Source organism: Streptomyces sp. NPDC048171 (genome assembly GCF_043202655.1).
GTDB lineage: Bacteria > Actinomycetota > Actinomycetes > Streptomycetales > Streptomycetaceae > Streptomyces.
On the sequence record NZ_JBIDAU010000001.1, the window covers coordinates 307,774 to 329,115 of the forward strand.

The 21,342-nt window shown below is 72.1% G+C and carries 20 protein-coding genes; 7 read left to right on the forward strand and 13 right to left on the reverse strand.

Features of this window, described 5'->3' with window-relative positions; all coding sequences use genetic code 11:
* Positions 1-2: 2 nt before the first annotated feature.
* Complete coding sequence (locus ACGF3J_RS01395; protein ID WP_161326415.1) at positions 3-920, reverse strand: LysR family transcriptional regulator; 918 nt, start codon at positions 918-920, stop codon at positions 3-5.
* A gap of 126 nt (positions 921-1,046) precedes the next feature.
* On the opposite strand from ACGF3J_RS01395, the gene ACGF3J_RS01400 reads away from it, so the two are divergent.
* Together ACGF3J_RS01400 and ACGF3J_RS01405 are read left to right on the forward strand one after the other, a co-directional pair.
* Positions 1,047-1,991, forward strand: coding sequence for an EamA family transporter (locus ACGF3J_RS01400; RefSeq protein ID WP_161326416.1), 945 nt, complete (start codon positions 1,047-1,049; stop codon positions 1,989-1,991).
* The gene (locus ACGF3J_RS01405) at positions 1,988-2,629 is read left to right on the forward strand and encodes a GNAT family N-acetyltransferase (protein ID WP_161326417.1); all 642 of its coding nucleotides are present in this window, start codon (positions 1,988-1,990) and stop codon (positions 2,627-2,629) included. The genes ACGF3J_RS01400 and ACGF3J_RS01405 overlap by 4 nt, the downstream gene beginning before the upstream one ends.
* Here the strand turns inward: ACGF3J_RS01405 and ACGF3J_RS01410 are convergent.
* A complete protein-coding gene (locus ACGF3J_RS01410) occupies positions 2,613-3,413 on the reverse strand; it encodes a sugar phosphate isomerase/epimerase (protein WP_161326418.1) in 801 nt (266 codons plus the stop codon). The genes ACGF3J_RS01405 and ACGF3J_RS01410 overlap by 17 nt on opposite strands.
* A gap of 275 nt (positions 3,414-3,688) precedes the next feature.
* A complete protein-coding gene (locus ACGF3J_RS01415) occupies positions 3,689-4,735 on the reverse strand; it encodes a LacI family DNA-binding transcriptional regulator (RefSeq protein ID WP_234961317.1) in 1,047 nt (348 codons plus the stop codon).
* A gap of 191 nt (positions 4,736-4,926) precedes the next feature.
* Here ACGF3J_RS01415 and ACGF3J_RS01420 point away from each other — a divergent pair, with 191 nt between their 5' ends.
* From ACGF3J_RS01420 to ACGF3J_RS01430, 3 genes are read left to right on the forward strand one after another with little or no spacing between them, the layout of a single operon-like run.
* Positions 4,927-6,078 (forward strand): Gfo/Idh/MocA family protein, encoded by a 1,152-nt coding sequence (locus tag ACGF3J_RS01420; RefSeq protein WP_161326844.1) that lies wholly within the window; start codon positions 4,927-4,929, stop codon positions 6,076-6,078.
* Complete coding sequence (locus ACGF3J_RS01425) at positions 6,075-7,235, forward strand: dihydrodipicolinate synthase family protein (protein ID WP_161326845.1); 1,161 nt, start codon at positions 6,075-6,077, stop codon at positions 7,233-7,235. Before ACGF3J_RS01420 ends, ACGF3J_RS01425 begins: the two co-directional genes overlap by 4 nt.
* Before the next feature lie 47 nt (positions 7,236-7,282).
* Positions 7,283-8,122: a sugar phosphate isomerase/epimerase gene (locus ACGF3J_RS01430; protein WP_161326878.1), complete on the forward strand. Its 840-nt coding sequence runs from the start codon at positions 7,283-7,285 to the stop codon at positions 8,120-8,122.
* A 162-nt stretch (positions 8,123-8,284) separates the two neighbouring features.
* Here ACGF3J_RS01430 and rbsD read toward each other — a convergent pair whose 3' ends face one another.
* The 7 genes from rbsD to ACGF3J_RS01465 all read right to left on the reverse strand — a co-directional run bounded on the left by rbsD (position 8,285) and on the right by ACGF3J_RS01465 (position 15,590).
* Positions 8,285-8,674 carry a D-ribose pyranase gene (gene rbsD / locus ACGF3J_RS01435; RefSeq protein WP_161326846.1) on the reverse strand — a complete coding sequence of 130 codons (390 nt, stop codon included), beginning with the start codon at positions 8,672-8,674 and terminating at the stop codon, positions 8,285-8,287.
* A complete protein-coding gene (locus ACGF3J_RS01440) occupies positions 8,671-9,573 on the reverse strand; it encodes a ribokinase (protein WP_161326847.1) in 903 nt (300 codons plus the stop codon). The genes rbsD and ACGF3J_RS01440 overlap by 4 nt, the downstream gene beginning before the upstream one ends.
* A 121-nt stretch (positions 9,574-9,694) precedes the next feature.
* Positions 9,695-11,650, reverse strand: coding sequence for a substrate-binding domain-containing protein (locus ACGF3J_RS01445; RefSeq protein ID WP_161326848.1), 1,956 nt, complete (start codon positions 11,648-11,650; stop codon positions 9,695-9,697).
* Entirely contained in the window at positions 11,640-13,175 is a 1,536-nt protein-coding gene (locus ACGF3J_RS01450; protein ID WP_161326849.1) for a sugar ABC transporter ATP-binding protein, read from the reverse strand. The genes ACGF3J_RS01445 and ACGF3J_RS01450 overlap by 11 nt, the downstream gene beginning before the upstream one ends.
* Complete coding sequence (locus ACGF3J_RS01455; protein ID WP_161326850.1) at positions 13,172-14,206, reverse strand: LacI family DNA-binding transcriptional regulator; 1,035 nt, start codon at positions 14,204-14,206, stop codon at positions 13,172-13,174. The genes ACGF3J_RS01450 and ACGF3J_RS01455 overlap by 4 nt, the downstream gene beginning before the upstream one ends.
* Before the next feature lie 128 nt (positions 14,207-14,334).
* Complete coding sequence (locus ACGF3J_RS01460) at positions 14,335-14,883, reverse strand: DUF1062 domain-containing protein (protein ID WP_161326851.1); 549 nt, start codon at positions 14,881-14,883, stop codon at positions 14,335-14,337.
* A 221-nt stretch (positions 14,884-15,104) separates the two neighbouring features.
* Positions 15,105-15,590, reverse strand: coding sequence for a carboxymuconolactone decarboxylase family protein (locus tag ACGF3J_RS01465; protein ID WP_161326852.1), 486 nt, complete (start codon positions 15,588-15,590; stop codon positions 15,105-15,107).
* Positions 15,591-15,765: 175 nt separating this feature from the next.
* On the opposite strand from ACGF3J_RS01465, the gene ACGF3J_RS01470 reads away from it, so the two are divergent.
* Positions 15,766-16,707 (forward strand): RNA polymerase sigma-70 factor, encoded by a 942-nt coding sequence (locus ACGF3J_RS01470; protein WP_202557609.1) that lies wholly within the window; start codon positions 15,766-15,768, stop codon positions 16,705-16,707.
* Here the strand turns inward: ACGF3J_RS01470 and ACGF3J_RS01475 are convergent, their stop codons facing one another.
* From ACGF3J_RS01475 to ACGF3J_RS01485, 3 genes are all read right to left on the reverse strand, one after another.
* The gene (locus ACGF3J_RS01475; protein WP_161326854.1) at positions 16,708-17,505 is read right to left on the reverse strand and encodes a metalloregulator ArsR/SmtB family transcription factor; all 798 of its coding nucleotides are present in this window, start codon (positions 17,503-17,505) and stop codon (positions 16,708-16,710) included.
* Between the two features lie 632 nt (positions 17,506-18,137).
* Entirely contained in the window at positions 18,138-18,275 is a 138-nt protein-coding gene (locus ACGF3J_RS01480; RefSeq protein ID WP_161326855.1) for a hypothetical protein, read from the reverse strand.
* A gap of 134 nt (positions 18,276-18,409) precedes the next feature.
* A complete protein-coding gene (locus ACGF3J_RS01485; protein ID WP_161326856.1) occupies positions 18,410-18,982 on the reverse strand; it encodes a Uma2 family endonuclease in 573 nt (190 codons plus the stop codon).
* 68 nt (positions 18,983-19,050) lie between these two features.
* On the opposite strand from ACGF3J_RS01485, the gene ACGF3J_RS01490 reads away from it, so the two are divergent.
* Positions 19,051-21,312: an ATP-dependent RecD-like DNA helicase gene (locus tag ACGF3J_RS01490; RefSeq protein ID WP_161326857.1), complete on the forward strand. Its 2,262-nt coding sequence runs from the start codon at positions 19,051-19,053 to the stop codon at positions 21,310-21,312.
* The last annotated feature ends 30 nt before the right edge of the window (positions 21,313-21,342 follow it).

Below are 21,342 nucleotides of genomic sequence, written 5' to 3' on the forward strand. Positions count from 1 at the left end.
GGCTACGGGACGGTGTGCGCCGAGGCCGCCGGCCAGTGGGCCCGCAGCGTGCGCACCGTCTCCGCGATCGCCGGACGGCGCGCCGCGCCCGCCCGCCACAGCGCGTACAGCCGTCGTACCGGCATCGGGTCGAGCTCCACCTCCACCACCCCGGACGGCAGCGGGCCGCGTCCCAGCCGGGGGATCAGGGCGATGCCGAGACCGGCCGCGACCAGGGCGACGAGCGTCGGATTCTCGTCCGCCTGGTGGACGATGTCCGGCTCGTGCCCGGCGCCCCGCAAAGTCCGCGTCAGCCAGTCGTGGCAGACCCGGCCGGGCGGCTGGCAGATCCACCGCTCCCCGCCCAGCTCCGCACGCCGGACGGCGGACCGGCCGGCGAAGCGGTGCCCCTCGGGCACGAGCAGATCGCACAGGTCCTCACCGATCGGCGCCTGCTCCACCCCGGCCGGGGCCGGCAGCGGCGCGATGTCCCAGTCGTGCGCCACCACCAGGTCGACGGCGCCCTTCGCCACCAGGTCCACGGACAGATGCGGGTCGACCTCGGTGAGCCGGGCGTCGAGCGCGGGATGACGGGCGGCCAGGTCGGCCAGCACCGAGGGCAGCAGACCGCGCGCCGCCGAGGCGAACGCGGCCACCGTCAGCCGCCCCGACGGCACCCCGCGCCGCTCCTCCAGCCGGGTCTCCGCCCGCTCCACCAGGGCCAGCAGCTCCACGGCGGTGGCGGCCAGCTGCCACGCCTCGTCGGTGAGCCGGACCCCGCGACCCTCCCGCTCCAGGAGCACCGTCCTGGTCTCCCGCTCCAACTTGGCGATCTGCTGCGACACCGCGGACGGCGTGAACCCGAGCGCGGCGGCGGCCGCGCCCACCGAGCCGTGCACGGACACGGCGTGCAGGGCACGCAGACGCTGAAGATCGAGCACGACGCCTCCCGACGGCGAAACAGCCAGCAGTCAAACAGTCAGCAGTCAAACAGTTAGCAGTCCTTCATCCAACCATGCAGCAATCATCGCTGGTGCTACACAGTCCGGTGGCGCGATCCTCGACGCATGCGACCTTCCCACCTCCTCCTCGCCGTGCTCGTCGCCGCCGTCTGGGGCGTGAACTTCACGGTCATCGAGGTCGGCCTCGACCACTTCCCGCCGCTGCTCTTCTCCGCCCTGCGCTTCCTGGCGGCCGCCCTGCCCGCCGTCTTCCTGGTGGGCCGGCCCAAGGTCGCGTGGAAGTGGATCGTGGCGGTGGGGCTGGTGCTGGGCGTGGCCAAGTTCGGCCTGGTCTTCGTGGGCATGGACGCGGGCATGCCGGCCGGCCTGTCCTCCCTGGTCCTGCAGATCCAGGCGGTGTTCACCGCGGTGATCGCCGCCGCGGTCCTGGGCGAACGCCCCTCCCGCGTCCAGGCGGCGGGCATGCTCGTCGCGCTGGCCGGCATCGGTGTGGCGGCGGTCGACGAGGGCGCGTCCGGACCGCTGGGCGCCTTCGTGATGGTCGTCGGGGCCGCCGCCGCGTGGGGGCTGTCCAACGTCCTCACCCGCAAGGCGTCCCCGCCCGACGCCCTGAACTTCATGGTGTGGGTGTGCACCGTCCCGGTGCTGCCGCTGCTGGCCCTCTCCCTGCTGACGGAGGGTCCGGAGGCGGACCTCGCGGCACTGCGCGGCCTGGACTGGCAGGGCGGAGGCACGATCCTCTACGTGGCCTGGGTCTCGACCGTCTTCGGCTTCGGCGCCTGGGGCTGGCTGCTGCGCCGTCACCCCGCTTCGACGGTCGCGCCCTTCTCACTCCTGGTCCCGGTCTTCGGGACGTCCTCTGCGGCCCTCTTCCTCGGCGAGGCGGTGACACCCCTGCGCTGGTGCGCGGCGGCACTGCTGGTGGGCGGGGTGGCGCTGACGACGCTCACGGGCCGGCGCGCCCGCGACCGGACGCCGTACGTGATCGCGTCGGCCCGCCCGGAAACCATTGGACGGCCCTCCGCGCCGGCGGAAGAATCCGTCCGGTGACGTTCGCACTGAAGGGCCCGCCCCTCGAAGGCACGCTGGTACGACTGGAGCCGCTGGGCCACCGGCACGCGGCCGACCTCGCGGTGGCGGCGGAGGAGGACCGCGGCGGCTACGCGTACACGTGGGTGCCGAGGGCCGACGAGGTCGGCGGCTACATCGACGCCCAACTGGCCCGCGCGGCCTCGGGGCGGCTGGCGCCCTACGCGCAGATCTCCCTCGCCACCGGGCGGGCGGTCGGCGCCACCGCCTACTGGGAACCCCGCTCCTGGCTCACCGACGACGCCCTCGACGCGATCGAGGTCGGCTTCACCTGGCTGGCCCGCTCCGCCCAGGGCACCGGCATGAACGCCGAGGCCAAGCTGCTCCTGTTCCGCCACGCCTTCGAGGTCTGGCAGGTGTCCCGGGTCGACCTCAAGACCGACGCCCGCAACGCCCGTTCCCGAGCGGCGATCGAGAAGACCGGCGCCCGTCTCGAGGGCGTTCTGCGCAACTGGTCCCGCTCCTGGGCGCCGGGCGAGCAGGGCCGGCTGCGCGACTCCGCGATCTACTCCATCACGGCGGCGGAGTGGCCCGAGCGCCGGGAGCGGATGGAGCGCCGGGTCCGGTCGGCGGCGGACGCCCTCACGCCGCGTCGGTGAGCAGCCGGGTCAGGTGCTCTCGGCCGGCCGCCAGCAGGTCGGGCAGCGGGGCGGCGGACTCGTACCACCGCTTCTCGTACTCCCAGCACAGCCAGCCGTCCCACCCGTGCCGGGAGAGGACGTCCACCACCTCGGTGAGCGGCAGCACGCCCGCGCCCAGCGGCAGCGGTGTGGTGTCCTCGGCTGAGGCGATGTCCTTGACCTGAACGTAACCGAGGTGCGGGGCGAGGGCCGCGTACGACTCGAAGGGCTGCTCGCCGCCCAGCCAGGTGTGCATCACGTCCCACAGGGCGCCGACCTGGAGGTGCCCGACCAGGCCGAGGACGCGCATCGCGTCGGCGCCCGTGCGGTGCGAGTCGTGGGTCTCCAGGAGGATGCGGACACCGAGGTCGGCGGCGTACTCGGCGGCCGTGCCCAGCCGCCGGGCGGCCGTCGCGTCGGCCTCCTCGGCGCTCTGCCCGGTGCCGCCGCCGGGGAAGACGCGGATGTACGGGGCGCCCAGGTCGCGGGCGAGTTCGAGCAGGGCGCGGACCTCGGCGAGGACCGGCTCGTCGTCACCGGGCGCGGCCATCCGCGCGTACCCGGCCACACCGAGCAGTTCCACACCGGACGCCTTGAACTCGGCCGCCACGGAGGCCCGTTCGTCCGGGGACAGACCCGGGTGCACCGGTTCCTCCGGATGGGCGCGCAACTCGACACCGTGGTAGCCGTGCGCGGTCGCGAGGCCCAGCACATCGGTCAGGGGCAGCCCGGGGACACCAAGGGTGGAGAACGCCAGCTTCATGACCCCGGAGCGTACCCGGCTCCGCCGCCCGCATTCCTGCCCGCCACTTGGTGTCGCCGACCGGCACCACCAGCCTGTCCGGGGTCTGATGACATCGCCGTCCTCTGGCGGCGCCGGCACGTGTCAGTCTCTCCGGGGTCTGACGACGAGTCGCCGTCCACTGTCAGCCCGTCCGGCGCTTGAGGACGAGGCCGTCCAGGCCGAAGCGGGGGTGTGGGGGCGGCAGCCCCCACCAAGGCCCACACCAACGCGCGGCACCAAAGAACCGACGGCACCTACCCCCGAGGCCCTCCGGAGGACCCCCGCACCATCAATTCCCCCCGCACCGTCGCGATCCCCCCGGCCGGCGCCTCCTCCCGCCCCATCGCCACCCGCCCCGCCCGAGCCCCCGCCTCCGCCAGCGGCAGCCGGACCGTCGTCAGCGCGGGCACCGCGTCGATGCTGAACGGCAGGTCGTCGAAGCCGGCCACGGACACGTCGTCCGGGATCCGCAGCCCCGAGTCCCGCAGCGCCGCGCACGCGCCCAGCGCGACGGAGTCGTTCGCGGCGACGACGGCCGTCAGGGACGGATCCCTGCGCAGGAGTTCCAGCGTCGCCTCGTACCCGGACTGCCGGTCGTAGCGGCCGTGGACCGTCCAGCGGGGGTCCTCCTCGACGCCGTGCGCGGCGAGCGCGGCGCGGTGGCCCTCCAGCCGGTGCCGGGTGGTGGTCCGCTCCTGCGGGCCGGCGATGTAGCCGAGCCGGCGGTGGCCGAGCCCGAGCAGGTGCTCGGTCAGCTCCCGGCCGCCCCCGCGGTTGTCGAAGGTCAGCGCGATGGCCCCGGTCTCCGGCGCCGGCGGCCGCCCGCACAGCACCACCCGCGTCCCGGCCTCCGTCAGCTTCCGCAGCTTCGCCGCCACCGCCGCCTGGTGCGCCGCGTCCTCCATCGCCCCGCCGGTCAGCACGACGGCCGCCGCGCGCTGGCGCTGCAGCAGGGTGAGGTAGGTCAGCTCGCGCTCCGGGGAACCGCCGGTGTTGCAGACCACCGCGAGCCGCTCGCCGCCCGCTCTGCCGCCCGGCCCGCCGATCTCGGACTGGATGGCGCCGGCCATGATGCCGAAGAAGGGGTCCGCGATGTCGTTGACCAGGATGCCGACCAGGTCGGACGTGGCCGCGGCCAGGGCGCTCGCCGGGCCGTTGAGCACGTAGTCCAGCTCGTCGACCGCCTTCAGCACCCGCTCCCGGGTGGTGGCGGCCACCGGGTAGTTCCCGTTCAGCACGCGCGACACCGTCGCGGGGGAGACCTGGGCGCGGGCCGCCACGTCCGCAAGTGTCACCGTCATGTCCTCGTCCTCCGCATCGCGCGTGAGCCGAACGCCGTCGCGGTGACCCTACGGCCACCACGCGTCGTCGTTCGCCCCCTCGAACAACTCACCCGAATCGCGGTCTTGTCCAGACCACCGTTCACAGGCTAGCTTCGTTCTGGATAGAAAGCGCTTGCTGCGAGGCGTACGGCTCGTACGAAGGGAATGACGTGACACGCAAGACGGTGCGTATCGCCATGAACGGCGTGACCGGGCGCATGGGCTACCGCCAGCACCTCGTCCGCTCCATCCTGGCCCTCCGCGAACAGGGCGGCCTCGACCTCGGCGACGGCACCGTGCTGTGGCCGGAGCCGGTCCTGGTCGGCCGCCGCGAACACGCGCTGAAGGCGCTCGCCGAACGGCACGGACTCGACCACGTCTCCACGGACCTGGACGCGGTCCTGGCCGACGACAGCGTCGACGTCTACTTCGACGCCCAGGTCACCTCGGCCCGCGAGGAGGCGATCAAGAAGGCGATCGCCGCGGGCAAGCACATCTACACCGAGAAGCCCACCGCCACCGGCCTGGACGGAGCCCTCGACCTCGCCCGCCTCGCCAACGCGAAGGGCGTCCGGCACGGCGTCGTCCAGGACAAGCTCTTCCTCCCCGGCCTGCTCAAGCTCAAGCGCCTCATCGACGGCGGCTTCTTCGGCCGGATCCTGTCCGTGCGCGGCGAGTTCGGCTACTGGGTCTTCGAGGGCGACTGGCAGGAGGCCCAGCGCCCCTCGTGGAACTACCGCACCGAGGACGGCGGCGGCATCGTCGTCGACATGTTCCCGCACTGGGAGTACGTCCTGCACGAGCTGTTCGGCCGCGTGAAGTCCGTGCAGGCCCTCACCGCCACCCACGTCCCGCAGCGCTGGGACGAGAACGGCAAGCCCTACGACGCCACCGCCGACGACGCCGCCTACGGCGTCTTCGAGCTGGACGGCGGCGCCATCGCGCAGATCAACTCCTCCTGGGCGGTGCGTGTCAACCGCGACGAGCTGGTCGAGTTCCAGGTCGACGGCACCGAGGGCTCGGCGGTGGCCGGCCTGCGCAACTGCCGCGTCCAGCACCGCTCCGCCACCCCCAAGCCCGTCTGGAACCCGGACATCCCCGCCACCGAGGCCTTCCGCGACCAGTGGCAGGAGGTCCCGGACAACGGCGACTTCGACAACGGCTTCAAGGCCCAGTGGGAGCTGTTCCTCAAGCACGTCTACGCCGACGCCCCCTACCACTGGGACCTGCTGGCCGGCGCCCGCGGCGTCCAGCTCGCCGAACTGGGCCTGCGGTCCTCGGCGGAGGGCCGCCGCCTCGACGTACCGGAGATCTCGCTGTGACCCTCCACCTGCCGGGCGCGGACGGCACCCTGCGCGCCCACGAGCCGCGCACCGAGCCGCTCGCCGTCACCCGGGAAGCCCCGGGAAGCGCTTTCACCTCGCGCACGGTCTTCTCGGCGGCACACGTGGTCGCCGACCCGTTCGCCGACACCACCCCAGACTCGCCCGCCGCCGTCGACTGGGACGCCACCCTCGCCTTCCGCCGCCACCTGTGGTCGCACGGACTCGGCGTCGCCGAGGCGATGGACACCGCCCAGCGCGGCATGGGCCTGGACTGGCCCACGGCGGCCGAGCTGATCCGCCGCTCCGCCGCCGAGGCGCGGGCGACCGGCGGCCGCATCGCCTGCGGCGTCGGCACCGACCAGCTCACGGCCGGCACCCTCGCCGAGGTCCGGGCGGCCTACGAGGAACAGCTCGCCCTCGTCGAGGAGTCGGGCGCCCAGGCCATCCTCATGGCCTCCCGCGCCCTCGCCGCGACCGCGAAGGGCCCGGACGACTACCTGGAGGTCTACGGCCACCTCCTGCGCCAGTCCGCCGAACCGGTCGTCCTGCACTGGCTGGGCCCGATGTTCGACCCGGCGCTGGAGGGCTACTGGGGCTCGTCCGACCTCGACACGGCGACGGACACCTTCCTGGAGGTCATCGCCGCCCACCCCGACAAGGTCGACGGCATCAAGGTCTCCCTCCTGGACGCCCGGCGCGAGATCGAACTGCGCCGCCGCCTCCCGCGGGGCGTGCGCTGCTACACCGGGGACGACTTCAACTACCCGGAGCTGATCGCGGGCGACGAGCAGGGCTTCAGCCACGCCCTGCTCGGCATCTTCGACCCCCTGGGCCCGCTGGCCGCCGAGGCGGTCCGCCACCTCGACACCGGCGACACGGACGGCTTCCGCGCCCTCCTCGACCCCACCGTCGAACTCTCCCGCCACCTCTTCCGGGCCCCCACCCGGTACTACAAGACGGGTGTGGTGTTCCTGGCCTGGCTGGCCGGCCACCAGAGCCACTTCTCGATGGTCGGCGGCCTCCAGTCGGCCCGCTCCCTGCCGCATCTCGCGCGCGCCTACGAACTCGCGGACGGTCTCGGCCTGTTCCCGGACCCGAAACTCGCCGAGGAGCGCATGCGGACCCTGCTCGACCTGTACGGAGTCACCCAGTGAGCGACCCCCGTCCCGCCCCCGTCCTGGCCCGCTTCAGCATCAACCAGATGACGGTCAAGCAGCTGACGCTGCCCGAACTGACCACCGCCTGCCGCGACCTGGGCATCGGCAACGTCGGCCTGTGGCGCGAACCGGTCCAGGCGTACGGCGTCGAGGCGGCGGCCAAGCTGGTCCGCGACGCGGGTCTGACCGTCACCACCCTGTGCCGCGGCGGATTCCTCACCGCCGTCGACCCGGAGGCGCGCGCCGCCGCCCTGGCCGACAACCGCCGCGCCGTCGACGAGGCCGCGGCCCTCGGCACCGACACCCTCGTCCTGGTCTCCGGCGGCCTCCCGGCCGGCCACAAGGACCTGCGCGCCGCCCGCGAACGCATCGCGGACGCGCTCACCGAACTCGCCCCCTACGCCGAGCAGCACGGCGTACGCCTCGCCATCGAGCCGCTGCACCCGATGTACGCCTCGGACCGCTGCGTGGTCTCCACCCTCGCCCAGGCCCTGGACCTGGCCGAACGCTTCCCCGCCCACCAGGTCGGCGTCACCGTCGACACGTACCACATCTGGTGGGACGACCGGGCGCCCGAGCAGATCGCCCGGGCCGGGGCGGGCGGCCGCATCCACACCTTCCAGCTCGCCGACTGGACCACCCCCCTGCCCGAGGGCGTCCTCAACGGCCGCGGCCAGATCGGCGACGGCGCGATCGACATGCGGGAGTGGAAGGGCTACGTGGAGGCGGCCGGATACACCGGCGCCATCGAGGTCGAACTGTTCAACGAGGCGCTGTGGGCGCGCGACGGACGCGAGGTACTCGCCGAGACGGCGGAGCGGTTCGCCGCGCACGCGGGGGACGCCGCACCGGAGAAACAGATCCGGAAAAATAAATCCCACTGACGCGTGCAACCCTTTCGGCGCCCCGCGGGTCGTACCTGGCATCAGAACCCCTGTGGGGGGACCCGGGGGGGATCCGTGGGGTTCTGAAGGGGAGGGGAACCCGAGAGGGCCCGGTCGCGACCGGGCCCTCTCAAAGTTTCCGGCGTCCCCGGCCGGCACCCGTCAGAAGAAGACCCCGCACCGCAGCAGCACGTTCGCGTACGGCCGGGCCTCGCCGGTGCGGACGATCAGACGCGCGTCCGCCGACAGCGCCTTGAGCCGCTCGTGCGGGACCAGGGTCAGGCCGGGGAAGTGGCCGTCGAGCAGTGCCGCGGCGCCGGTGTTGGCCTCCCGCACCTCCGTCGCCGCCACCGCGCCCTCCACGACCAGCTCGGCGAGCAGCCCGTCCAGCACCTCGGCGAAGGACGGCACTCCGGCGCGGAAGGCCAGGTCTACGACGCGCGGGCCGTCCGGGATGGGCATGCCGGCGTCGCACACCAGGACCCCGTCACCGTGTCCGAGTTCGGCGAGCGCGCCCGCGAGATGGCGGTTTAGTATCCCTGCCCTCTTCACAGCGCCTCGGCCTCCGCCGCGGTGGGGTACGACTCCTGCGCCCCCGCCTTCGTGACCGCCGCCGCGCCCACCCGGGCCGCGTACGCCGCCGCCTCGGCGAGCGAGTCGCCGGTGCCGAGCCGCCAGGCCAGCGCCGCGGTGAACGCGTCGCCCGCGCCCGTCGTGTCCACGGCGTCCACCTTCACCGACGGCACCCGCGACACGCCCTCGCCCGACGCCACCAGCGCCCCCTCGGCGCCCAGGGTGACGACCACCGAACGCGGGCCCTTGGCCAGCAGGATGCGGGCCCAGTCCTCGGGGCGCTCGCTGACCAGGGCGTCGCCGAGGATCACCTTCGCCTCGTGCTCGTTGACGATCAGCGGGTCGCAGGCCGCGAGGACCTCCGGCGGCAGCGGGCGCGGCGGCGACGGGTTCAGCACGAAGCGGCTGCCCGGCGCCAGACTCCGGACCACCTCCACGACCGTCTCCAGGGGGATCTCCAACTGCGTGGAGACGACCCGGGCGGCGTGGAAGAGGCTGGCGGCCGCGCGGACGTCGCCCGGGGTCAGCCGGCCGTTGGCGCCCGGCGACACCACGATGCTGTTGTCCCCCGACGGGTCGACGGTGATCAGCGCGACGCCGGTCGGGGCGCCGCCCACCAGCACACCGACCGTGTCGACTCCGGCCGCGCGCTGCGAGTCGAGGAGCAGCCGTCCGTGGCCGTCGTCGCCGACCCGGGCCAGCAGGGCCGTGCGGGCGCCGAGCCGGGCGGCGGCCACCGCCTGGTTCCCGCCCTTGCCTCCCGGGTGGACGCTCAGGTCGGAGCCGAGCACCGTCTCCCCGGCGCCCGGCCGCCGTTCCACGCCGATCACGAGGTCGGCGTTGGCCGACCCCACGACCAGGAGGTCGTAGTCGTACATCAGTCGTTCTCCGATCCAAGTGATCCCAGTGATCCAAGTGCTCCGAGTGCTCCGAGTGATCCGAGTGAGGTGGGCGGACGGTCACCGCGACCGTCCGCCCGTGCACTCCCGTGCGTCCCCGTCAGCCCTCGAAGCCGGCCACGTTCTCCTTGGTGACCACCTTCACGGGCACCTTCACCGTCTGCTCCACCTTCTTGTCCTCGGCCGCCCGCAGAGCGTTCTGTACGGCGATCCTGCCCAGTTCCTTCGGCTGCTGCGCGACGGACGCGAACAACGTGCCTCCCTGGACCGCCTTCAGCCCGTCCGGCGTGCCGTCGAAGCCCACGACCTGGACCGACTTGCCCGCCTTGGAGCCCAGCGCCTTGATCGCGCCGAGCGCCATCTCGTCGTTCTCCGCGAAGACACCGTCGATGTCCGGGTGCGCCTGGAGCAGGTTGGTCATCACGTCCAGGCCCTTGGTGCGGTCGAAGTCCGCGGGCTGCTTGGCGACCACCTTGATGCCCGGGTACTCCTTGAGGCCGGCCGCGAAGCCCGCCCCGCGCTCCCGGCTGGCGGAGGTGCCGGCCTGGCCCTGGAGGATGGCGATGGTGCCCTTGCCGCCGAGCTTCTCGGCGAGGGCCTTGGCGCCCAGCTCACCACCCTCGACGTTGTCGGAGGCGACCAGCGCGGCGGTCTCGGCGTCGTTCACACCGCGGTCCACGGCGATGACGGGGATGTCGTCCTTGTTCGCCGAGCGCACCGAGGGGCCCGCGGCGTCCGAGTCCACCGGGTTGACGATGATCGACGACAGGCCCTCGCTGGTGAAGTTCTGCAACTGGTTCGCCTGCTGGGAGGCGTCGTTCTGCGCGTCGGTGACGGTCAGGTCCACGCCCAGCTTCTTCGCCTGCTCCTCCGCACCGTCCCTGATCTGCACGAAGAACGGGTTGTTCAGCGTCGACAGCGACAGCCCGACCTTCTTCGACGTGCCGCCCGAGGACCCGTTGTGCAGCAGCGAGGTCGCGCCGACCACCGCGACGGCCACGGCCGCCGCGATGACGTACGTCAGCGCCTGCTTGCCCCGGTTCCCGCCGCCGGAGGTGCCGGCCGCCGGGGTGGTCGCGCCGGCCTTGCGCCGCAGGGTGTCCAGGAGCACCGCCAGCGCGATGACGACACCGATGACGACCTGCTGCCAGAACGCGGAGACGGACAGCAGGTTGAGGCCGTTGCGCAGCACCGCGAGGATCAGCGCGCCGATCAGGGTGCCGGACGCCTTGCCGGTACCGCCCGCGAGCGAGGCACCGCCGATGACGACGGCGGCGATGGCGTCCAGTTCGTAGCCCTGCGCGGCCTGCGGCTGCGCGGAGGAGAGCCGGGAGGCGAGCACGATGCCCGCGGCGGCCGCGAACAGGCCGGAGAAGGCGTAGATGGCGAGCTTCTGCCGCTTGACCCGCAGCCCGGACAGCCGCGCGGCCTCCTCGTTGCCGCCGATGGCGTACATGGAGCGGCCGATGTAGGTCCGCCCGAGGACGAACGCGGTGATCAGCCCCATCACGATCATCACGAGGACCGGCACCGGCAGCCACCCGCCGAGCGTGTCCCCGAGGTGCGAGACCGACTCCGGGAAGGCGATGGGCGAGCCCTGCGAGATGACCAGCGACAGACCGCGCCCGACCGACAGCATGGCGAGCGTCGCGATGAACGGCGGCAGCTTCCCGTACGAGATCAGGAAACCGTTCACCAGACCGCAGGCGATGCCCGTCGCGACGGCCAGCAGCACCGCGAGCGCGACCGGTATCCCGGCCTCGGTGGCGCTCCAGGCCAGCACGGTGGCCGACAGCGCGGCGACCGAGCCGACCGACAGGTCGATGCCCGCCGAGACGATGACGAAGGTGACACCGAAGGCGAGGATCGCCGTCACGGCCGCCTGGACGCCGACGTTGAGCAGGTTGTCGGCGGTCAGGAAGTCCCCGGAGAGCGCCGACATGGCGACGACGAGGACGATCAGCGCGGTCAGCGCGCCGTTCTCCAGCAGCAGGCGGCGCACACCGCCCGAGGCGCCCTGCGCGCCCGGCTTGCTCTTGAGCGTGTCAGTGGCCACGGTCGGCCTCCGTTCCGGTTCCTTCGGTGTGGGGGGTGCTGACGGCGAGCGCCATGACGGCGTCCTGGGTGGCCCGCTCGGCGGGGAGTTCACCGGCGACCCGTCCCTGTGCCATGACGACCACCCGGTCGCTCATGCCGAGTACTTCGGGCAGATCGCTGGAGATCATGAGCACGGCGGCACCGGCGGCCGTCAGTTCGTTGACGAGCTGGTAGATCTCGACCTTGGCGCCGACGTCGATGCCGCGCGTCGGCTCGTCGAGGATGAGCACCTTGGTGTTCGCCAGCAGCCACTTGCCGATGACGACTTTCTGCTGGTTGCCGCCGGAGAGGGTGCGCACGTGCTGGCCGAGACCGGCCATCCGCACACCGAGCTGCCCGGCGATCCGCTCAGCCGACGCACGCTGGCCCTTGAGGTCGACGAGCCCCGCGCGGGCGCTCGACCGAAGGGTGACGAGCCCGAGGTTCTCCTCGACGGACGCGTCGAGCACGAGCCCCTGCCCCTTGCGGTCCTCGGGCACCAGCCCGATCCCGGCGGCCATGGCGGCGTTCACGTCGTGCCGCCGCAGCGGCGCGCCCGCGACGTGCACGGTCCCGGCGTCGTAGGGGTCGGCGCCGAACACCGCGCGGACCACCTCGGTCCGCCCGGCGCCGACGAGGCCCGCGATGCCGACGACCTCTCCGGCCCGCACCTCGAAGCCGACGTCGTGGAAGACACCGTCCCGGGTCAGCCCCTCCACCTTGAGCAGCGCCTCACCGGTGCCGGTGCGTTCCCGCGGGTACTGCTGCTCGATCGACCGCCCGACCATGAGCCGTACCAGCTCGTCCTCGGGGGTGGAGGCGGGCACCTGGCCGACGCTGCGCCCGTCCCGGATGACGGTGACGCGGTCGCCGAGGGCGGCGATCTCCTCCAGGTGGTGCGTGATGAACACGATCCCGACGCCGTCCTCGCGCAGCCGCCGCACGATGGCGAACAGCTTCTCGACCTCCTCGGAGGTCAGCACGGCGGTCGGCTCGTCCATGATGAGCACGCGCGCGTTCAGGCTGAGCGCCTTGGCGATCTCGACCATCTGGAGCCGCGCGATGCCGAGTTCCCGCACGCGCGTGCGGGGCGACACGCTCAGGCCGACCCGCTCCAGCAGCACCTCGGCGTCCGCGTCCATCCTCTTCCGGTCGATCATTCCCAGGCGGCGCGGCTGCCGCCCCAGGAAGATGTTCTCGGCGACCGTCAGATCGGGGACGAGGTTGAACTCCTGGTAGATGGTGGCGATCCCGAGGCGCTCGGAGTCCTGCGCACCGTGGATGCGCACCTCCTCGCCACCGGCCAGGATCCGCCCGGCGTCGGGGGTGTAGGCGCCGGAGAGCATCTTGATGAGGGTGCTCTTGCCTGCGCCGTTCTCACCGAGCAGCACGTGCACCTCGCCCCGGCGCAGGTCGAAGTCGACGCTGTCGAGCGCGACCACGCCGGGGAAGGTCTTGCGGATGCCCTCGATGCGCAGCAACTCGTCCGGACTGCGGCTGCTCACGGCGTACTCCTTCGTACGGGGGACGGGTGTTCTTGCGGGTTCGCCTCACCGCAGGAGCGGCGGACGACGAGCCGCGCGGGGAGGGTGACGGACTCGCCGGTCCGCCCCTCGATCCGGTCGACGAGCGCGCGGACGGCGGCCCGCCCGAGGTCGCCGGTGGGCTGGGCGATGGCGGTGACCGGCGGATCGGTGTGCACGAACCACGGGATGTCGTCGAAGGCGGCGAGCGCGATGTCCTCGGGGACCCGAAGACCCCGCGCCCGTACGGCGTCCAGCGCGCCGAGCGCCATCAGGTTGTCGGCGGCGAAGACGACCTCGGGGGGTTCGGGCAGGTCGAGGAAGCCCTCGGTGACCCGGCGGCCGCTGTCGGCCTGGAAGTCGCCCTGCCCGATGTAGGCGCCGGGGAGGGGCAGCCCGTACGCGCCGAGCGCCTCGCGGAAGGCGTCGACGCGCTCGCGTCCGGTGGTGGTGGCCGCGGGCCCGGCGATGATCGCGAGCCGGCGGTGCCCGAGCCCGTACAGGTGGGCGACGAGCTCCCGTACTGCGGCCCGCCCGTCCGACCTGACGACGGGGACGTCCACGCCGGGGATCCAGCGGTCGACGAAGACCATCGGCGTCCCGGCCCGAGCGGCGGCCAGCATGTGCGGGGAGCCGCCGTCGGTGGGGGAGACGAGGAGCCCGTCGATCCGGCGGTCCAGCAGCGTCGTCACGTGGTGGTCCTGGAGATCGGGCCGCTCGTCGGCGTTGCCGATGATGACGCTGTAGCCGAGTGCGCGGGCCTCCTCCTCGACGGAGCGGGCCAACTCCGTGAAGTACGGGTTCATGACGTCGCTGATGACCAGGCCGAGCGTGCGGGTCTGGTCGGTGCGCAGCGACCGGGCGACGGCGTTCGGGCGGTAGCCCAGCGTCTCGACCGCGGCCAGTACGCGGCGGCGCGCGGCGGCGCTGACCGACGGGTGGCCGTTGAGCGCGCGCGAGACCGTCGCGACGGAGACGCCCGCCTCGGCGGCGACGTCCTTGATGCTCGCCATCGCCGTTTCCACCTCCTCGTGGAATCGATTACACGAGGGATTGGAAACGATTACAGGGGCTCGGGGCAAGGGGTGGTGCCGCGCCGAGACCCAATCGTGACCGGGTCCCGGCGCGGCCGCGGGCGGCCTCAGCGCTTGAGCGTGAAGGTGAAGTCGCCGCTGAGCCCGGCGCCCAGCCGGACGGCCGACACGACCTTTCCCTCCGCGGCCAGCCTCTCGACCTCGGCCCGGGAGAGACCGCATCCTTCGGCGATCAGCCGCACCGGCCGGACGGGGATCGGGGCGGCGAAGCGGACCGAGACGTCGATCACCTCGCGCTCCAGGTGGTCCGACCCGCCGGTGTCGAGGCGCCAGGCGCCGTCCCAGTCGAGGGCGACGCGATTACGGCGCCGGACGCCCGGATCCAGGAGCAACTCCGCCGCCAGGGTGGGGTCGTTGCCGTGCAGCCGGTCCAGCAGTTCGGGCCGCACCGAGCGCACGCGCGTGCGCTCGAAGACCGTGAGCTTCGCGGTGCCGCCGCAGGTGGTGCAGAGCACGAGGAGCCAGGCGTCGATGAGCTTGTGGTGGGCGTTGGCGCGGAATTTGCCGTTCGCCCGGAAGCGCCCGCCCCCGCACGCGTGGCAGCGACGGAGGACGAGCGGCAGGCAGGTGGGCATGACGACCCAGTCGTTGAGCACAGAAGTACACCGGTTTCAGTGTGAGAAGTCCGCAGCGGAAAGCAGCACGGCGCACAGGTGCGACGCGCGACAGATCAGCACTCGGGGTGTCTCACGCGGTGTACAACGGCCCGCCCTTCTCCAGCCTCACCGGACGACTCGGTCCGGCTGGAGGTTAGTTGGGCACGGCGGCTCCGCTCCACCGGATTTCGCCGGGGAAGCGGCGCCGCCGTCCGGGCCCGTCAGGCGAAGGCCGCGTCGAACATGCCGGCCTCGTAGGAGCCGCCCGCCTGGTGGGTGATCACGGCGAGCCGGTTGGCCGCGTTGATCATGGCGACGACGCAGATCAGTGTGGCGATCTGGTCGTCGTCGTAGTGCTTGCGCACCTGGGCCCAGGTCTCGTCGGACACGCCCTGGTGGGCGTCGGCGAGCCGGGTGCCCTCCTCGGTGAGGGCCAGCGCCGCCTGCTCGGCCTCGGTGAACACGGTGGACTCGCGCCAGGCGGCGACCAGGTGGAGCCGGACCGCGCTCTCCCCGGCGGCCGCGGCGTCCTTGGTGTGCATGTCGATGCAGTGCCCGCAGCCGTTGATCTGGCTGGCCCGCAGCGCCATCAGCTCCTGCGTGGACTTCGGCAGCGACGACTGCTGGAGCACCAGGGCGACGCCCGCGAACCGCTTGGCGAACCTGCCGCCGATCTCGTTCTCGAACAGGTTGAATCGGGTTTCCATGGTCCCGTCCTCACTCTCGGTGCCGCGTTGACGCACACAAGACGCCGCCGGCCCGGACCCTGTGACGGGACGCCGGTGTGACGAGGGCCACCGGCGGCGGGTGTCACAGAACCGCCGCGGCCGGCGTCCTGTGCGCGTGACACCGTCGAAGGCGAACGAGCGGGAGCGACCGGCCATGAGCGAGCACGGCACGCACGGACAGGACGGCACCACCGGACCCGGCACCGGCGGCGGATCGGCGGACCCCGCCACCGGGGCCTTCGTCGCCCACCGCAACCTCCTCTTCACCGTCGCCTACGAGCTGCTGGGCTCGGCCGCGGACGCGGAGGACGTCCTCCAGGAGACGTGGCTGCGGTGGACCGGCGTCGATCTCGCCGAGGTGCGGGACCGGCGCGCGTACCTGGTCCGGATCACCACGCGGCAGGCGCTGAGCCGGCTGCGCACGCTCGGCCGCCGCAAGGAGTCCTACGTCGGCGAGTGGCTGCCCGAGCCGCTGCTCACCACCCCCGACGTGGCCGAGGACGTCGAACTGGCCGACAGCGTCTCGATGGCGATGATGCTGGTCATGGAGACCCTGACACCGACCGAGCGGGCGGTGTTCGTGCTGCGCGAGGTGTTCGCCCTGGAGTACGACGAGATCGCCGAGGCCGTCGACAAGACCCCGGCCGCCGTCCGTCAGACCGCGCACCGGGCCCGCGCGCACGTGGCGGCCCGCCGGCCGCGCGGCGTCGTCTCCCGCGCCGAGAGCCGGGACGCGCTCGACGCGTTCCAGCGAGCCGTGCGGACGGGCGACCTCCAGGGGCTGCTCGACATCCTCGCCCCTGACGTCGTCATGCTGGGCGACGGCGGCGGCATCAAGCAGGCGATCCTGCGGCCCGTCCTGGGCGCCGACAAGGTGGCCCGCCTAATGCTCGGCGGCCTGGTCAAGCTGCCCGTCGAGATGTCGATGCACCCGGCCCAGGTCAACGGCCACCCGGCCCTGCTGATCCGCCTCGACGGAGAACTGGACACGGTCATGGCCGTCCGCTTCGACGACGGCCGCATCTCCGGCCTGTACGCGGTGCGCAACCCCGAGAAGCTGACGCGCATGGAACGGGAAACCGCCCTGCACCGTTGACTACTGGGGCTGGGGCAGTGTGTCCCCGGTCTCCAGCAGCGTCTTGAGCCCGGAGACGAGGGCGGGCCACCCGTGCTGGATCATCTCGCGCACGGTGCTGCCGGGCTCGAAACCGTCGTGCACGACGGTCAGCTTGACGGTCCCGCTCCCCTCAAGATCCTCGATCTCGAAGGTGACCTTCGACCGCCGCTCGGCGGAGAGCTTGGCGAGGGTCTCGCCGTCGATCCCGTTGGCCTCGGCCCATTCGGGCGTGAAGGTGTGCCAGGTGTACGACAGCCGCCGGTGCGGGTCGGACTCGAGGACGACCTGCCTGGGGTCGGCGGTCTCGGCCCCCCGCTCCCGCCACACCATGGGCGACCCGGCCGCCCAGTCGGTGCCGAATTCCAGCCCCCAGTAGCGCCGGGTGAACTCGGGATCGGTCAGGCCCTGCCACAGCTTCTCGGGCGTGGTCCTGATGTAGGTCGTGTACACGAACGCGTCGCTGTCCATGGCATTGCTCTCCAGCACGTGCTTGAGGTCGGCGAGTGCGTGCACCCGCCCCTGGTCGTAGCGGCTGATCCAGCGTTCGGCGATGGCGTTGATCGGCTCGGCGTTGAGGTAGTGCAACTTCTCCCGGCCCCGCCGCACGGTGGTGACCAGGTTGGCGCCCTCCAGCACCGCCAGATGCTTGCTGACCGACTGCCGGACCATGTCCAGCCCGGCGCACAGCTCGCGCAGGCTCTGCCCGTTGCGCGCGTTCAGACTGTCCAGCAGCCGCCGCCGGCTGCCGTCCGCCAGCGCCTTGAAGACCTCGTCCATCTCCGCCCCTCTGACATGCAGCCCATTGGCTACCTATTACGTTAGGCAGCCATTTGCCTGCATGTCAATCGGGCGGGCCGGTGCCCCGGAGGTGCCCTCATCGAGTCGGCCCGAGGTCGTCGCTCGGGGCGTGACGGTCAGGCCGCCGCCAGCTCGCACCACCCGTACTTGCCCCGGTTGCCGCGTCTGGCCGGCGGGTGCCGGCCCCCGCACGGCTCGCCAAGAACTCGTTGTTCCGCACGATGTCGTGATCCACGAAGCGGCGCTGCGCATCAGAGTGAGCGACCGCAAAGTCGCCCGCGGAGCGCTGTATGGACCACTGGCGCGAGTCGTCCCACTCGGGCCGTCGCCTTCCCCCGCGCCGCCGTCATCCGCTTTCCTCACGGTGATCACGGAGCTGGAGAGGAACCCGCCTCCTCACTGACCCAGCGCGCCTCCCCAGGGCTGCCGTCGCCCACGTCGAACTGGCAGCGCACGCCACCGACAGCGGCGGCGAGGTCGGGACCGTCCTCCTGGTGCTCGCCGACCGCTCGAGCAGGCGGCTCAGGCCCGATGTCGGCGCCCAGAACTGCAGGGCCGGTTATCCGGGCTCCAGGATGGAGCGGAACCGGACCATCAGGCCCTGAGCGGGCTCACTCCTTCTGAGTCGACGCCCGGGAAAACAGCAGCAGCGCGACGAACACGACCACGGGATAGACGCCCGCGCTCCACGGTTGCGGCACGATCTTCAGGGCGGCAACCGACGCAACTGCGAGCAGAACCCAGCTCACGGCCAGCCACGGATTCTTGGCCAGTGTCCCAACCACGAACGCCCAACGACTCCGGGAGCTACCCTCCGTTGATCCCATGGTCAGAACCTAGCCTCTGCGGGAAGCAACCATCCAAGATCCGCCGGACCGGGCCTCTAGTCGTCCCTGCCGTACCTGCGGAACTCCGACGTCTCCACCGTCCACGGCCCGAACGGCACCGAGTCGCCGAAGATGTACGGCTCCTTGCTGCTGTAGCGGCCCTTGCACGGCTCGGAGTGCACCTCGATCGTGCCGGTGCGCGGATCGACGATCAGGTAGTGCGGGATGCCCATGGCCGGATAGTCGGCCAACTTCTCGTCATGGTCGTTGCTCGGATTGGACGGTGAGACGATCTCGACGGCAGCCAGCACCTGCGTCGCGTCCACCGCCAGGCCCTCTTCGTCGAGGGTGGCTCCGGGGATCACGACGGCGTCCGGGCGGCGCATGCGGCCGATGGCGGGGTGCTCGATCTCGGGGCCGTTCGCGCAGATGTAGCCGGGGTGGGTGCGGAGCAGTTGCGCGTCCAACTGCTTGCAGATGCGGCGGACCGCGCCCTCGTGCCGCTTCGACGGGCACCTCATCGCCAGTATCGGACCGCACGGCCCGATCTCGACGCTCCACGACCCCTCGAGCTGCTCCGAGTAGGCCCCGAGCTCTGCGGCGATCGCGCGCATCCTGGCGTAGTCCATGGGCCCAGAGTATGGAGAGAAGGCGACTCTCCGAACGCCCTGTCAGTCCTCACCGGTACCGTCGGATCATGCCCAACCAGCCCCCCGCGGCCCCCGGTGAGCGGCGGCTCGCCACCCTTGAAGGCGTCCTGGAACGCATCACGTACGCCAACGAGGAGAACGGCTACACGGTCGCCCGCGTCGACACCGGCCGCGGCGCCGGTGATCTGCTCACCGTCGTCGGTGCGCTGCTCGGTGCGCAGGCCGGGGAGTCCCTGCGGATGGAGGGGCGCTGGGGGTCGCATCCCCAGTACGGCAAGCAGTTCCACGTCGAGAACTACACGACCCTCCTGCCGGCCACCATCCAGGGCATCCGGCGCTACCTCGGCTCCGGCCTGGTCAAGGGCATCGGGCCGGTCTTCGCGGACCGGATCACCCAGCACTTCGGACTCGACACCCTCACCATCATCGAGGAGGAGCCCAAGCGGCTCATCGAGGTCCCCGGCCTCGGACCCAAGCGGACCAAGAAGATCGCCGACGCCTGGGAGGAGCAGAAGGCGATCAAGGAGGTCATGGTCTTCCTCCAGACCGTCGAGGTGTCGACGTCGATCGCGGTCCGCATCTACAAGAAGTACGGGGACGCGTCGATCTCCGTCGTGAAGAACCAGCCCTACCGGCTCGCCGCCGACGTCTGGGGCATCGGCTTCCTCACCGCCGACAAGATCGCGCAGTCCGTCGGCATCCCGCACGACAGCCCGGACCGGGTGAAGGCGGGTCTCCAGTACGCCCTCTCGCAGGCCACCGATCAGGGGCACTGCTACCTCCCCGAGGAGAAGCTCATCGCCGACGCGGTGAAGCTGCTCCAGGTGGACACCGGCCTCGTCATCGAATGCCTCGCCGAACTGGCGGCCGAGCCGGCGGAGGACGGCGACGACCCCGGCGTGGTGCGGGAGCGGATCCCCGACCCGGAGGGCGGCGACCCCGTCACCGCCGTCTACCTCGTCCCCTTCCACCGCGCCGAGCTGTCCCTCAGCGCCCAGCTGCTCCGCCTCCTGCGCACCGACGAGGACCGGATGCCCGGCTTCCAGGACGTGGCCTGGGACAAGGCGCTGGGATGGCTGAAGCAGCGCACGGGCACCGACCTCGCCCCCGAGCAGGAGGCCGCCGTCAAGCTCGCCCTCACGGAGAAGGTCGCCGTCCTCACCGGCGGCCCCGGCTGCGGCAAGTCCTTCACCGTCCGCTCGATCGTCGAGCTGGCCCGCGCCAAGAAGGCGAAGGTGGTGCTGGCCGCCCCGACCGGCCGGGCCGCCAAGCGCCTCGCCGAGCTGACCGGCGCCGAGGCGTCGACCGTGCACCGCCTGCTGGAGCTGAAGCCGGGAGGCGACGCCGCCTACGACCGCGACCGGCCGCTCGACGCCGACCTCGTCGTGGTGGACGAGGCATCCATGCTCGATCTCCTCCTCGCCAACAAACTCGCCAAGGCCGTCCCCCCGGGCGCCCACCTGCTGCTCGTCGGTGACGTCGACCAGCTGCCCAGCGTCGGCGCCGGGGAGGTGCTGCGGGACCTGCTCGCCGACGGCGGCCCCGTACCGGCCGTCCGGCTCACCCGGGTGTTCCGGCAGGCCCAGCAGTCCGGCGTCGTCACCAACGCCCACCGCATCAACGCCGGGCAGCACCCCGTCACCGACGGCATGAAGGACTTCTTCCTCTTCGTCGAGGACGACACGGAGGAGGCCGGCCGCCTCACCGTGGACGTGGCCGCCCGCCGCCTCCCCGCCAAGTTCGGCCTCGACCCGCGCCGGGACGTCCAGGTCCTCGCTCCCATGCACCGAGGACCGGCCGGCGCGGGCACGCTGAACGGACTGCTCCAGCAGGCCGTCACCCCGGGCCGCCCCGACGTGCCGGAGAAGCGGTTCGGCGGCCGTGTCTTCCGGGTCGGCGACAAGGTCACCCAGATTCGCAACAATTACGAGAAGGGTGGGAACGGCGTCTTCAACGGCACCGTCGGCGTGGTCACCTCACTCGACCCGGTGGACCAGCGCCTCACCGTACTGACGGACGAGGACGAGGAGGTTCCGTACGAATTCGACGAACTGGACGAACTGGCCCACGCCTACGCGGTGACCATCCACCGTTCCCAGGGGAGCGAGTATCCGGCGGTCGTCATCCCCGTGACCACCGGCGCCTGGATGATGCTCCAGCGGAACCTGCTGTACACGGCGGTCACCCGGGCCAAGAAGCTGGTCGTCCTCGTCGGCTCCCGCAAGGCGATCGGACAAGCGGTGCGCACGGTCTCGGCCGGCCGGCGCTGTACGGCGCTCGACTTCCGGCTGGCGGGCCCTCGCCCCTGAAACCTTCCGGCAAACCTCCCGACCCGTGTG

Excerpts from the sequence above, each read along its gene's own strand:
- ACGF3J_RS01490 (WP_161326857.1), top strand. The coding sequence starts at position 19,051 with ATGCCCAACCAGCCCCCCGCGGCCCCCGGTGAGCGGCGGCTCGCCACC.
- ACGF3J_RS01455 (WP_161326850.1), bottom strand. The coding sequence starts at position 14,206 with ATGGCGAGCATCAAGGACGTCGCCGCCGAGGCGGGCGTCTCCGTCGCG.
- ACGF3J_RS01475 (WP_161326854.1), bottom strand. The coding sequence starts at position 17,505 with ATGGACGAGGTCTTCAAGGCGCTGGCGGACGGCAGCCGGCGGCGGCTG.
- ACGF3J_RS01440 (WP_161326847.1), bottom strand. The coding sequence starts at position 9,573 with ATGTACGACTACGACCTCCTGGTCGTGGGGTCGGCCAACGCCGACCTC.
- ACGF3J_RS01485 (WP_161326856.1), bottom strand. The coding sequence starts at position 18,982 with ATGGACTACGCCAGGATGCGCGCGATCGCCGCAGAGCTCGGGGCCTAC.
- ACGF3J_RS01415 (WP_234961317.1), bottom strand. The coding sequence starts at position 4,735 with ATGACGGTGACACTTGCGGACGTGGCGGCCCGCGCCCAGGTCTCCCCC.
- ACGF3J_RS01400 (WP_161326416.1), top strand. The coding sequence starts at position 1,047 with ATGCGACCTTCCCACCTCCTCCTCGCCGTGCTCGTCGCCGCCGTCTGG.
- ACGF3J_RS01465 (WP_161326852.1), bottom strand. The coding sequence starts at position 15,590 with ATGGAAACCCGATTCAACCTGTTCGAGAACGAGATCGGCGGCAGGTTC.
- ACGF3J_RS01410 (WP_161326418.1), bottom strand. The coding sequence starts at position 3,413 with ATGAAGCTGGCGTTCTCCACCCTTGGTGTCCCCGGGCTGCCCCTGACC.
- ACGF3J_RS01430 (WP_161326878.1), top strand. The coding sequence starts at position 7,283 with ATGACGGTCAAGCAGCTGACGCTGCCCGAACTGACCACCGCCTGCCGC.
- ACGF3J_RS01470 (WP_202557609.1), top strand. The coding sequence starts at position 15,766 with ATGAGCGAGCACGGCACGCACGGACAGGACGGCACCACCGGACCCGGC.